Source organism: Mycolicibacterium komossense, from assembly GCF_025822605.1.
Lineage (GTDB): Bacteria > Actinomycetota > Actinomycetes > Mycobacteriales > Mycobacteriaceae > Mycobacterium > Mycobacterium komossense.
In genome coordinates this window covers 19,481-31,803 of the sequence record NZ_JACKTY010000042.1, presented here as the reverse complement: position 1 = coordinate 31,803, position 12,323 = coordinate 19,481, and the positions used below count along the sequence as shown (strand labels likewise).

Genomic DNA, 12,323 nt, shown 5'->3' with positions numbered 1-12,323 from the left:
CTGTCAGCGCCGATGATACTTCCCCTCCGGGTGGAAAAGTAGGACACCGCCGAACACACACAGAAACACCCCCCACACCGTGGGGGGTGTTTCTATTTTAATTGGCTCCGAATTCCAAATGAAATGCCGAATTGTGGGCCAATGCAATGTGCCCGTATCCTGTGATAAGGATTCGGGGCGAAAGGTACCAGTGGTAGACGACAGGCCTGGAAACGGGGCAGGAAACAGAGGCGGCGGCGACCGCCGGCCCCCACGCACGGGCCGCGACAACAGCCCTCATCGCGGAAGCCCCGGCGCAAGATCGGGTGGGCAGCCGCCCCGCTCAGGCTCGGACCGGCCTCGTCGGCCGCAGTCGTCGAGCTCCCGCGACTCCGAACAGGGTGACCGTCAGGCGGGGCCGCCCATTCCACCGGAGATCGAGGCCAATCAATTGGCCCCGGATGTGCGGCGAGAGCTGAGCACACTGGATCGCACTACCGCCGATGTGATCGCTCGGCATCTGGTTGCCGCTGGCGAATTGATCGACGATGACCCTGAGGCGGCGCTCGCTCACGCGAAGGCGGCGCGAACCCGTTCCGGGCGGATCGCCGCTGTGCGCGAAGCGGTCGGTATCGCGGCTTACCGCTGCGGCGACTGGGCCCAGGCGCTGGCCGAATTGCGGGCCGCGCGGCGAATGGGCAGTAAATCAGCACTGCTGGCGCTCATTGCGGATTGCGAGCGCGGTGTCGGCCGGCCGGAGCGGGCCATCGAATTGGCTCGTACTCCCGAGGCCGAGGCCCTCACCGGTGACGACGCTGACGAACTGCGCATCGTCGTTGCTGGTGCCCGCGCGGATATGGGCCAGTCGGAACAGGCGCTTGCAGTGCTGACGTCGCCGCCGCTTGACCCGAAGCGCGTCGGCTCGACAGCGGCCAGGCTGTTCTATGCGCACGCCGAGGCACTGCTTGCGTTGGGGCGGAGCCAGGAAGCGCTGCAGTGGTTCCTCAATGCGGCCCGCGCCGATGTCGAGGGCGTCACCGATGCCGAAGAACGCCTCGGTGAACTTGCCTGATATGACATCCTTTGTGCAGCAATTTGATTGCCTGCTGCTCGATCTGGACGGCACGGTCTTCCGTGGACATGAACCCACCGAAGGCGCCGTCGACTCGCTGTCCGATCTGCCGATCAGGGCGCTGTTCGTCACCAACAATGCGTCCCGTAGCGCGGACGAGGTGGCGGCTCATCTACGTGGGCTTGGTTTCACGGCCGATGGCGCGGATATCGTCACCAGTGCCCAGAGTGGTGCCCATCTGCTCGCTGACCAACTCCCCCCGGGTTCCCGGGTGCTGGTCATCGGCACCGAGTCCCTGGCCAACGAAATCAGCACGGTCGGCCTTGAACCCGTCCGGAGTTTCGACGATCAACCGGCGGCCGTCGTGCAAGGCCATTCCCCCGAGACGGGTTGGGCCAACCTTGCCGAAGCGGTGTTGGCCATCAGGGCCGGTGCCAAGTGGGTGGCGACCAACGTCGACAGAACGTTGCCGTCTGAGCGCGGCCTGCTGCCCGGTAACGGGTCGATGGTGGCCGCGGTCCGCGCCGCAACCGACACCGCGCCGCAGGTTGCCGGTAAGCCGTCGCCGACACTGATGGCAGATGCGTTGTCCCGCGGCGATTTTCATACCCCGTTGGTGGTGGGCGACCGGATGGATACCGACATCGCCGGGGCCATTGCCGCTGAGCTGCCGAGCCTGATGGTGCTCACCGGCGTCAGCTCGGCCCGTGACGTGGTCCACGCGATCCCGTCCGAGCGGCCGACATTCCTCGCCCACGATCTGCGAGCACTGCATGGGGACGTGGGCGCGACAGCTGTTTCGGCGCATCCGGCGTGGCGTATCGAAATCGACGGCGACGCGATCACGGTCTGGTCCACCGGCGAAGATCCCGGCGCCGACGGATTGTCCGTCGTGCGAGCCACCGCCAGAGCACTGTGGGACGCTGACGTCGAACCCGCATCCGCCCGCGTGGTCGCCGGCGACGACACTGCCAGGGCGGCGCTCGAGCGATGGTCGCTGGTCAGCGATGCCGAAGCCTGATCAGCTAGCCTGAGTGGCGCCATGACTACCGATCCCGAACAGATCCGCGTGCACGTCGACAGCCTGCTCGCCGCGCTTCCTGACACCTCCGTCGACGGAGCCGGCCTGAACGGGATGGACATCGACGAGGTCGCCCGTCGTCTCGAGGAGGCGCACGACGTGCTGGTCGAGGCGCTGGAATCGGTGGAAAAGGGCTGATAACACCGTGACACGGCGGGCGCGGGTTGACGCCGAGCTGGTCCGGCGTGGGCTGGCACGGTCTCGTCAGCAGGCCGCGGAACTCATCAGTGCGGGCCGAGTCAGCATCGACGGCATGCCGGCCTCCAAACCGGCCACTTCCATCGCCATCACCGCGGCGCTGAAGGTTCAAGACGATGGTGAGCGGTCCTGGGTGTCGCGGGGGGCCCACAAATTGATCGGTGCCCTGGACACCTTCGGCATCGACGTGACGGGTCGGCGCTGTCTGGACGCCGGGGCATCCACCGGCGGCTTCACCGAAGTCCTGTTGGACCGGGGGGCACGGGAAGTGGTGGCGGTCGACGTCGGCTACGGGCAGCTCGCTTGGTCGCTGCGGTCGGATGAGCGCGTGGTCGTCATCGAGCGCACGAACGTGCGGGACCTCACCCCGGACTCCATCGGCGGCCCCGTCGACGTCATCGTGGCTGACCTGTCTTTCATCTCGCTGGCGACGGTTCTACCGGCACTGACCGCGTGCGCGTCACCGGACGCCGATATCGTTCCTATGGTGAAACCGCAGTTTGAGGTAGGTAGGGGCCAGGTCGGCTCGGGCGGTGTGGTGCACGAGCCCGAGCTGCGGGTTGCCGCTGTGCTGGCAGTGGCCGGCCGGGCCGCCGAACTGAAATGGCAGACCGCCGGGGTTACCGCCAGCCCGCTGCCCGGTCCGTCGGGCAATGTCGAATACTTCCTGTGGTTGCAGGCCCAGACCGGCCATGCACTGCAGGGCGATCTGCTGGACGCCGCTGTGCGCCGAGCCGTGACCGAGGGCCCACAGTGAGCGGCGAGCGCACCATCTTGCTCGTCGTGCACACGGGCCGCGAGGAAGCCACCGAGGTGGCCCGTCGGGTCGAGAAAGTGTTGAGCGACAACGGTGTTTCGCTACGGGTGCTGTCCGCCGAGGCTGTTGACCGAGGATCGCTGCACCTCGCGCCCGACGATATGCGCGCCCTCGGTGTCGAAATCGATGTCGTCGACGCCGACGAAAACGCCGCGCAGGGATGCGAGCTCGTCATCGTGCTCGGCGGTGACGGCACCTTCCTGCGTGCGGCGGAACTGGCCCGCAACGCGGGTATCCCGGTGCTCGGCGTCAATCTCGGGCGCATCGGATTCCTGGCGGAGGCTGAAGCCGACGGTATCGATTCGGTCCTCGACCACGTCATCAAGGGCAATTATCGCGTCGAGACCCGCATGACTCTTGACGTCGTGGTGCGCACCCACGATGGTGAAGTCATCGATCGCGGTTGGGCATTGAACGAGGCCAGCCTGGAGAAAGGACCGCGACTCGGTGTGCTCGGAGTAGTGCTCGAGATCGACGGCCGACCGGTATCGGAGTTCGGCTGTGACGGAGTCCTGGTTTCGACTCCGACGGGATCCACCGCGTACGCGTTTTCCTCCGGTGGGCCGGTGGTCTGGCCCGATCTGGAAGCGATTCTTGTGGTGCCGAACAATGCGCACGCCCTGTTCGCCCGACCGATGGTCACGAACCCCAGCGCGACCATCGCCATCGAGATCGAACCCAATGGTCATAACGCCCTGGTGTTCTGCGACGGCCGTCGCGAGATGGTGGTACCCGCCGGCGGCCGGGTCGAGGTGACCCGCTGCGGCACGCCGGTGAAATGGGTGAGACTCGACAGCGCCCCGTTCACCGACCGGCTGGTGCGCAAATTCCGGCTGCCCGTCACCGGCTGGCGCGGGCAGTAGCGGTGCTCTCAGAGATCCGAATCGAGTCCCTGGGCGCGATCAGCTCGGCAAACGCCGAGTTCGACCGCGGGCTGACGGTACTTACCGGCGAGACCGGTACCGGAAAGACGATGGTCGTCACCGGTCTGCATCTGTTGGGCGGCGCGCGTGCCGACGCCAACCGGGTACGTTCGGGAGCGGAGCGCGCCGTCGTCGAAGGTCGTTTCACCACAGGCGAACTCGGCGATGTCGCGGCGATCGACGAGATCCTGGACTCCTCTGGCGCCGACCGGGACGACGACGGCAGCGTCATCGCACTCCGATCGGTCAGTAAGGACGGGCCGTCCCGGGCCTACCTCGGCGGACGCAGCGTGCCGGCGAAACTGTTGAGCACATTCACCAACCATCTGCTGACGTTGCACGGCCAGAACGATCAACTGCGCTTGATGCGGCCCGACGAGCAGCGGGCCGCGCTGGATCGGTTCGCGTCGGTGGAGGACAAGCTCAAGCGGTACCGGACCGTGCGCGAGGACTGGCAGAGCGCCCGTCGGGACCTGATCGACCGGACCAACCGCGCCAGGGAGCTCGCGCAGGAAGCGGACCGGCTCAAATTCGCGTTGGACGAGATCGACACCATCGACCCAAGCCCCGGCGAAGACGACGCGCTGGTCGCCGATATCCGCCGGCTCTCCGAACTCGATGCACTGCGCGAAGCGGCATCCACCGCGCGAAGCGCGCTGTCCGGGGCGCTCGACGACGCCGACGGCGGCACCGAGGCGTCGTCGGCGTCCGATGCCATCGGGCAGGCGAAGGCGGCGCTAGAGGGGACTGACGATGCCGCGCTGCTGGCCCTGGGGCGCCAACTCACCGACGCGCTGACGCTCGTCGATGACGTGTCCCGCGAGATCGGCGGTTTCCTCGACGATCTGCCCAGCGACGCCAGCACGCTGGAAACCAAACTGGCCCGTCAGGGCGAGCTGCGATCGTTGACCCGGAAGTACGCCGCCGATGTCAGCGGTGTGTTGCAGTGGGCAGCCGAGTCCCGGGAGCGGCTGGCGCAGCTCGACGTGTCCGAGGAGGCGCTGGGCGGGCTGGCCCGTCGCGTCGACGAACTCGGCGCCCGTCTCGGCGCGGCCGCCGCGGAGTTGACCAAGGCCAGGACCAAGGCGGCGAAATCGTTGGCGAAGGCGGTGACCGCGGAGCTGGCGGGTCTGGCGATGGCCGATGCCGAGTTCACCATCACGGTGAGCACGATGGTCGCCCAGACCGACGATTCGGCACCGCTCACGCTGTCCTCGGGTGAGCAGGCCCACGCCGGCAGTCACGGTGTCGACCAGGTTGAGTTCGGCTTCACCGCCCACCGTGGGGTCACGGTGCTGCCGCTGACGAAAAGCGCCTCCGGAGGCGAACTGTCGCGCGTGATGCTGGCCCTCGAAGTGGTGTTGGCGGCTTCGGTTCAGGGCACGACGATGGTGTTCGACGAGGTCGACGCCGGGGTCGGTGGCCGTGCGGCGGTGCAGATCGGGCGCCGGCTGGCCCGGCTGGCCCGCACCCATCAGGTCATCGTCGTCACCCACCTGCCGCAGGTCGCGGCGTACGCCGACACCCATCTGGTGGTCGACGCGCTCGGTCGCAGCGGGGCCAGCGGGGTGCGCAAGCTCGACGATGACAGCCGCGTCGCGGAACTCGCCCGGATGCTGGCCGGGCTGGGCGAGTCCGATACCGGTCGGGCGCATGCCAGGGAACTGCTGGATGCCGCGCAGGAAGAGCGCGTTTCGCAGTAAGGCCTCAAATTGTGTTGCAGATGTGACTAATGAGGCTCCTGTTACGGCGCGCCTCCGCGGTGTGCTAGGGATTCACAGACAGAATCGGCGCCATGAGGATGGCAACGCTTCTCTCCCGTAACAGCAGCTCTCGGCCCGGTGTCACAGGCACCGCCCGCGTCGATCGCGATATCGACCGGCTTCTGCGCAGAGTGGAGCCCGGGGACATCGTCGTTCTCGACATCCTCGATCTCGACCGTGTCACCGCGGACGCCCTGGTCGATGCCAATATCGCCGGGGTAGTCAACGCCGCACCGTCGATCTCGGGGCGCTACCCCAACCTCGGGCCCGAGGTGCTGGTGGCCAACGGCGTGACCCTGATCGACGAGGCCGGACCCGAGATCTTCAAGAAGCTCAAGGAAGGCGCGAAGCTGCGCCTGCACAACGGCGGGGTCTACGCCGGCGACCGCCGCCTGGCACTGGGCACCGAGCGCAGCGAGCACGAGATCACCGAGATGATGCATGACGCCAAGAGCGGTCTGGTGTCGCACCTGGAGGCCTTCGCCGGCAACACCATCGAGTTCATCCGCAGCGAGAGCCCGCTGCTGATCGACGGGATTGGCATCCCCGATGTCGACGTCGACCTTTACAAGCGCCACGTTGTGGTGGTGGCCGAAGGGCCGGCCGCCGAGACGGATCTCAAAGCGCTCAAACCGTTCATCAAGGAGTACCAGCCGGTCCTGATCGGCGTCGGCACCGGCGCCGACACCCTGCGTAAGGGCGGCTACCGGCCGCAGCTGATCGTCGGGGACCCGGAGAAGATGTCGGCCGAAGTGCTCAAGTGCGGCGCCCAGGTGGTGCTGCCGGCCGACGCCGACGGCCACGCCCCCGGCCTGGAACGCATCCAGGACCTCGGGGTCGGTGCGATGACGTTCCCGGCGGCAGGTTCGGCGGCCGACCTCGCGCTGCTGCTGGCCGATCACCATGGCGCATCGCTGATCGTTACGGTCGGGCATGCCGCGAACATCGAGGAATTCTTCGATCGCTCGCGCGCGCAGAGCACCCCCTCGACCTTTCTCACCCGGCTGAAGGTGGGGGAGAAGGTGGTCGACGCCAAGGCAGTCGCCACGCTCTACCGCAGCCGGATCTCCGGCGGCTCGATCGCTCTGCTGGTGATCGCCATGCTCATCGCAATCATCGTGGCGCTCTGGGTATCTCGCACCGATACCGTCGTCATCGACTGGATAGTCCAGTACTGGAACCGCTTCACCCTGCTGGTCCAGGGCTGGGTCACCTAACCCGCCTTGGTGACCGAATTTTGCGATGATCGGGAGATGACACTGTGATATCCCTTCGCCAGCATGCCATTTCGCTGACCGCGGTATTTCTCGCGCTCGCGATCGGCGTCGTACTGGGGTCAGGTCTACTGTCCGACACCCTGTTGTCGGGGCTGCGTGACGAGAAGCGCGATCTGCAGAATCAGATCAACTCGTTGACCGACGACAAGAACGGTCTCAACGAAAAGCTCAGTGCGGCCAACGACTTCGACACCCAGATCTCTGGGCGCGTGGTCCGTGGCGTGCTCACCGACAAGTCGGTGGTGTTGTTCCGGACCCCGGACGCCAGTGACGACGACGTCGCTGCCGTCACCAGGATCGTAGGACAGGCCGGCGGCACCATCACCGGCACTCTGGGGCTGACCCAGGAGTTCGTCGACGCCAACTCGGCGGAGAAGCTGCGCTCGGTGGTCAACTCTTCGATCGTGCCGGCGGGCACCCAGTTGAGCACCACGCAGGTCGATCAGGGATCGCAGGCCGGCGATCTGCTGGGTATCGCCCTGCTGGCCAACCGCGATCCGGCGATCCCGTCGGTTGACGAAACCCAACGGCAGACGGTCCTTGCTGCGCTACGCGACACCGGCTTCCTGTCCTACGACAAGGACAACCTGGCACCGGCGAACACCGCGATCATCGTCACCGGCGGCGGCCTGGGTGACGGTGCTGGCAATCAGGGCGCCACGGTGGCCCGTTTTGCGGCGGGCCTGGCACCGCACGGTTCGGGAACCCTCGTCGGAGGCCGCGATGGGTCCGCCACCGGTACCGCTGCGGTCGCGGTCATCCGCTCCGATGCCGGCCTGTCGTCGGCCGTCACCACTGTGGACGACGTCGGCGCGGAGTCCGGTCGAATCACCGCCGCGCTCGGTCTGCAGGAACTGATCAACGGCGGACGCCCCGGGCAGTACGGCGTCGGTCAGGGTGCGACGGCGGTCACGGTCGCGCAGTAGCGTCGGCGCGGCAGCGACTTCTTGTCGGTGTCGGTGTTAGGGTGAATTTCCGTGGGTCAGCAGGCCCCGAGCTCGTTTCCAAGCCTGGAAAATAAGTCCTGCTCCTGTGCCACGGAGGTTGCTCTTGTCCGGTCGATCGAATCCGTTACGGAAGCATCCGCAGACTGCGACGAAACATATATTTGTCAGCGGCGGCGTTGTTTCCTCGCTCGGTAAGGGATTGACCGCCAGCAGTCTGGGGCAATTGCTCACCGCACGCGGTCTCGCCGTGACGATGCAGAAACTCGACCCGTACCTGAACGTGGATCCCGGGACGATGAACCCGTTCCAGCACGGTGAGGTCTTCGTCACCGAGGACGGCGCCGAAACCGACCTCGACGTCGGGCATTACGAACGCTTCCTGGACCGCAACCTGTCGGGCTCGGCCAACGTGACCACCGGCCAGGTGTACTCCACGGTCATCGCCAAAGAGCGCCGCGGTGAATACCTCGGAGACACCGTGCAGGTCATCCCGCACATCACCGACGAGATCAAGAGCCGGATCCTGGCGATGTCGACACCGGACGCCAACGGCACCCGACCCGATGTCGTCATCACCGAGATCGGTGGGACCGTCGGCGATATCGAGTCGTTGCCGTTCCTCGAGGCCGCGCGCCAGGTCCGCCACGAGGTGGGCCGGGAGAACTGTTTCTTCCTGCACGTGTCGCTGGTGCCCTATCTCAAGCCCTCGGGTGAGTTGAAGACCAAGCCGACGCAGCACTCGGTGGCGGCGTTGCGGAGCATCGGTATTAGCCCCGATGCGTTGATCCTGCGTTGTGACCGCGACGTGCCCGAACCGATGAAGAACAAGATCGCCCTGATGTGTGACGTCGATATCGACGGGGTGATCTCCACGCCGGACGCGCCGTCGATCTACGACATTCCCAAGGTGCTGCACCGCGAAGAACTCGACGCGTATGTGGTGCGCCGGCTCAACCTGCCGTTCCGCGACGTCGACTGGACGCAATGGAACGACCTGCTGAGCCGCGTGCACGAGCCGCAGGAGACAGTGCGAATCGCACTGGTGGGCAAGTACATCGACCTGTCCGACGCCTACCTGTCGGTGGCCGAGGCGTTGCGGGCCGGCGGGTTCAAGCACCGCACCAAGGTCGAGATGCGGTGGGTGGCCTCCGATGACTGCGAAACAGAGCTGCGCGCGGCGGCCTTGCTCGGCGACGTGCACGGCGTGCTGATCCCCGGCGGGTTCGGTATCCGCGGCATCGAGGGCAAGATCGGCGCCATCCGCTACGCCCGCAACCGCGGCTTGCCCCTACTGGGCCTGTGTCTGGGGCTGCAGTGCATCGTCATAGAGGCGGCGCGCTCGGTGGGGCTGACCGAGGCGAGTTCGGCGGAATTCGATCCCGACACCCCCGACCCCGTGATCTCGACGATGGCCGATCAGGAGAGCATCGTCGCCGGTGAGGCGGACCTCGGTGGGACCATGCGTCTCGGTGCCTACCCAGCTGTGCTGGAAGCGAATTCCCTTGTGGCCCAAGCCTATGGCGCGACCGATGTCTCTGAGCGGCACCGGCACCGCTACGAGGTCAACAACGACTACCGGGCCAAGATCGCCGAGAGTGGGCTGAAGCTCTCTGGCACCTCACCGGACGGCCACCTGGTGGAGTTCGTCGAATATCCCGCCGATGTCCACCCGTTTCTGGTCGGTACCCAGGCCCATCCCGAACTCAAGAGCCGGCCGACCCGGCCGCACCCCCTGTTCGCCGCTTTCATCGGTGCAGCCATCGAGTACAAGGCGGGGGAGCGGCTGCCGTTGGAAACAAGCACAGAAACCAACACGAAAACAAGCGCAGAGACAAGTGCGGCCACGTCCAACGGCGCCGAACACGAGCCCGGGCAGCAGATCCAAGAGCCCGCAGCCCGTGGCTGACCACGTTTTCGAGACGGTCGAGAGCCAGACGGTCTACACCGGCAAGATCTTCGCGCTGCGCGCCGACGAAGTGCTGATGCCCGGCGGTCGGACCGCGCGCCGTGAGGTTGTTGAACACTTCGGCGCGGTGGCGATCGTCGCCCTGGACGACGACGGCAATGTCGTGCTGGTCTACCAGTACCGGCATCCGCTGGGTCGGCGGTTGTGGGAGCTGCCCGCCGGACTGCTCGACATCGACGGTGAGGCACCGCATCTGACTGCGGCCAGGGAACTCGAGGAGGAAGTCGGGTTGTCTGCCCAGCATTGGCGGGTACTCGCCGATCTGGACTCCACTCCGGGCTTCAGCGACGAGAGCGTGCGGGTCTACCTGGCGACCGGGCTGACCGATATCGGCCGCCCCGAGTCGCACGACGAGGAAGCAGACATGACGACGCGTCGATTCCCGCTGGCCGACGCGGTCCAGATGGTGTTCGCCGGTGAGATCGTCAATGCGCTTGCGGTGGCGGGCATTCTGGCCGCCTACGCGGTGTCGCAGGGGGTCGGTGAGACCCGTCCGGTGGATGCGCCGTGGGTGGACAAGCCGACCCGGTTCGCGGCCCGCCTCCGAGCCGAACGGTGACCACATTTCGCCCGGCACTCGACGGGCAGCTGCAGGGGTACCTCGACCACCTGACGATCGAACGCGGCGTGGCGGCCAACACTTTGAGCTCGTATCGGCGCGATCTGCGACGCTACTCCGAGTACCTGACGCTGCGGGGGGTGGATGACCTGACCAAGGTCACCGAGACCGATGTCAGCGAATTCCTGGTGGCCCTGCGCCGTGGCGATCCCGATACCGGGGCCACTCCGCTCTCGGCAGTGTCGGCCGCGCGGGCGGTGATCGCTGTGCGTGGCTTACACCGGTTCGCCGCGGCGGAAGGAATCACCACGGTCGACGTGGCCAGTGCGGTCAAGCCACCCACGCCCAGCCGGCGGCTGCCCAAGAGCTTGACCCTGGACGAAGTGTTGGCGCTGCTCGAAGCCGCCGGCGGCGACAGCCCGACCGACGGGCCGCTGACGCTGCGCAACCGAGCGCTGCTCGAGCTGTTGTATTCGACGGGTGCCCGGATCTCCGAGGCCGTCGGGTTGGACGTCGACGACATCGACACCGAAGCACGGTCGGTGCTGTTGCGCGGAAAGGGCGGCAAGCAGCGACTGGTGCCGATCGGCCGCCCCGCGGTCTCGGCGCTGGAGGCGTATTTCGTGCGCGGCCGACCCGAGCTGGCCCGGCGCGGCCGCGGCACCCCAGCGATCTTTCTCAATGCACGCGGCGGTCAGTTGTCACGCCAGAGCGCCTGGCAGGTGCTGCATGATGCCGCCCAGCAGGCGGGCATCACCCGTGATGTCTCGCCGCATACATTGCGGCACTCGTTTGCGACGCACCTGCTCGACGGCGGGGCGGACGTCCGCGTCGTGCAGGAGTTACTCGGGCACGCATCGGTGACGACGACGCAGATCTACACCCTGGTCACGGTGACGGCGCTGCGCGAGGTGTGGGCCGGCGCGCACCCTCGTGCGCGCTAGGTGAGTAGCAGCTCCGACTCCAGCACCAGGTCCGGCACCAGCGTCTGATACTCGGCGTGGGTCTTGTGCTCGACGGTCTGCCACCTGCCACCCTGCTGCTCGCGCATGTAGGCCCGGTATTTCGGCGCGCCCGGCAATCCGACGTTATCGGCGACGACGATCGACCCCGGGTGAAGCCAGCCGCGGTCCAGAATGCTCAGCAGATCGCTGAGGTAGGCGTCCTTGTCATGATCGAGAAAAATGAAGTCCAGGCCGCCAGGTGCCAGCTCGTAGAGGTCGGCCAGCTCGTCGAGCGTCGCGCCGCCATCGCCAAGGGTGCCCACCACGCAGGTGACGCGGTCATCGACCCCGGCATGGGCCCAGATCCGGCGCGCGTTGTCGGCGTTGGCCGGCGCGAGTTCGACGGAGACGACGCGGGCGTCGGGGGCGGCTCTGGCGATGCGTAGCGCGCTATACCCGCAGTATGTGCCCAGTTCCAGGGCCAGCGTGGGGGCTGCCCGGCGGACCGCTGCGTCGAGCAGCGCGCCCTTCTCGTCGCCGACGTTGATCAGGAACGACTCTTCGTAGGCGAACCTGTCGATGGTCGCCAGAACGTCGTCGACGTCTCCCGGGCGAGCGTTCTCCAGGACGTATTCGACGGCGGCGGCCTCCCGGCCGTCGCCGATCTGACCGGTTCTGGTGATGTTGCGGGCACCCAGGGCCAGACGTAGGAACGACCACCGAAGGAACGGGACACGTCGACGCAGACTCATGAGTTCCAGCCTAGGTCGGTCTGCGTTGGCGCAAGTCGCCTGCGG

12 protein-coding genes are annotated in these 12,323 nt (G+C 66.7%); 11 read left to right on the top strand and 1 reads right to left on the bottom strand.

The genetic code is table 11. The features are described 5' to 3' along the window. The first annotated feature begins 190 nt into the window (after positions 1-190). The 11 genes from H7J73_RS26270 (at position 191) to xerD (ending at position 11,526) form a co-directional block, all read left to right on the top strand. Positions 191-1,051, top strand: a complete 861-nt coding sequence (locus H7J73_RS26270) for a tetratricopeptide repeat protein (RefSeq protein WP_264070708.1) — start codon at positions 191-193, stop codon at positions 1,049-1,051. A gap of 1 nt (position 1,052) precedes the next feature. Further along, positions 1,053-2,072 (top strand): HAD-IIA family hydrolase, encoded by a 1,020-nt coding sequence (locus tag H7J73_RS26265; RefSeq protein ID WP_264070707.1) that lies wholly within the window; start codon positions 1,053-1,055, stop codon positions 2,070-2,072. A gap of 21 nt (positions 2,073-2,093) precedes the next feature. Beyond that, positions 2,094-2,270 carry a hypothetical protein gene (locus H7J73_RS26260; protein ID WP_264070706.1) on the top strand — a complete coding sequence of 59 codons (177 nt, stop codon included), beginning with the start codon at positions 2,094-2,096 and terminating at the stop codon, positions 2,268-2,270. A gap of 7 nt (positions 2,271-2,277) precedes the next feature. Next, positions 2,278-3,087 carry a TlyA family RNA methyltransferase gene (locus H7J73_RS26255; protein ID WP_264070705.1) on the top strand — a complete coding sequence of 270 codons (810 nt, stop codon included), beginning with the start codon at positions 2,278-2,280 and terminating at the stop codon, positions 3,085-3,087. After that, on the top strand, positions 3,084-4,010 hold the full coding sequence (locus H7J73_RS26250; protein ID WP_264070704.1) for an NAD kinase: 927 nt from the start codon (positions 3,084-3,086) through the stop codon (positions 4,008-4,010). Before H7J73_RS26255 ends, H7J73_RS26250 begins: the two co-directional genes overlap by 4 nt. 2 nt (positions 4,011-4,012) lie before the next feature. Next, the gene (gene recN / locus H7J73_RS26245; RefSeq protein WP_264070703.1) at positions 4,013-5,773 is read left to right on the top strand and encodes a DNA repair protein RecN; all 1,761 of its coding nucleotides are present in this window, start codon (positions 4,013-4,015) and stop codon (positions 5,771-5,773) included. A 92-nt stretch (positions 5,774-5,865) separates the two neighbouring features. Then, a complete protein-coding gene (gene steA, locus H7J73_RS26240; RefSeq protein WP_264070702.1) occupies positions 5,866-7,050 on the top strand; it encodes a putative cytokinetic ring protein SteA in 1,185 nt (394 codons plus the stop codon). A gap of 44 nt (positions 7,051-7,094) precedes the next feature. Next, on the top strand, positions 7,095-8,036 hold the full coding sequence (locus H7J73_RS26235) for a copper transporter (protein ID WP_264070700.1): 942 nt from the start codon (positions 7,095-7,097) through the stop codon (positions 8,034-8,036). Between the two features lie 124 nt (positions 8,037-8,160). Beyond that, positions 8,161-9,963, top strand: coding sequence for a CTP synthase (gene pyrG / locus H7J73_RS26230; protein ID WP_264070699.1), 1,803 nt, complete (start codon positions 8,161-8,163; stop codon positions 9,961-9,963). Further along, positions 9,956-10,582: an NUDIX domain-containing protein gene (locus H7J73_RS26225; RefSeq protein ID WP_264070698.1), complete on the top strand. Its 627-nt coding sequence runs from the start codon at positions 9,956-9,958 to the stop codon at positions 10,580-10,582. The genes pyrG and H7J73_RS26225 overlap by 8 nt, the downstream gene beginning before the upstream one ends. Continuing rightward, positions 10,579-11,526 carry a site-specific tyrosine recombinase XerD gene (gene xerD, locus H7J73_RS26220; RefSeq protein WP_264070697.1) on the top strand — a complete coding sequence of 316 codons (948 nt, stop codon included), beginning with the start codon at positions 10,579-10,581 and terminating at the stop codon, positions 11,524-11,526. Before H7J73_RS26225 ends, xerD begins: the two co-directional genes overlap by 4 nt. On the opposite strand, the gene H7J73_RS26215 is transcribed toward xerD, so the two are convergent. Beyond that, entirely contained in the window at positions 11,523-12,278 is a 756-nt protein-coding gene (locus H7J73_RS26215; protein ID WP_264070696.1) for an O-methyltransferase, read from the bottom strand. The genes xerD and H7J73_RS26215 overlap by 4 nt on opposite strands. Positions 12,279-12,323: the final 45 nt, after the last annotated feature.

Excerpts from the sequence above, each read along its gene's own strand:
- H7J73_RS26260 (WP_264070706.1), top strand. The coding sequence starts at position 2,094 with ATGACTACCGATCCCGAACAGATCCGCGTGCACGTCGACAGCCTGCTC.
- H7J73_RS26265 (WP_264070707.1), top strand. The coding sequence starts at position 1,053 with ATGACATCCTTTGTGCAGCAATTTGATTGCCTGCTGCTCGATCTGGAC.
- steA (WP_264070702.1), top strand. The coding sequence starts at position 5,866 with ATGAGGATGGCAACGCTTCTCTCCCGTAACAGCAGCTCTCGGCCCGGT.
- H7J73_RS26215 (WP_264070696.1), bottom strand. The coding sequence starts at position 12,278 with ATGAGTCTGCGTCGACGTGTCCCGTTCCTTCGGTGGTCGTTCCTACGT.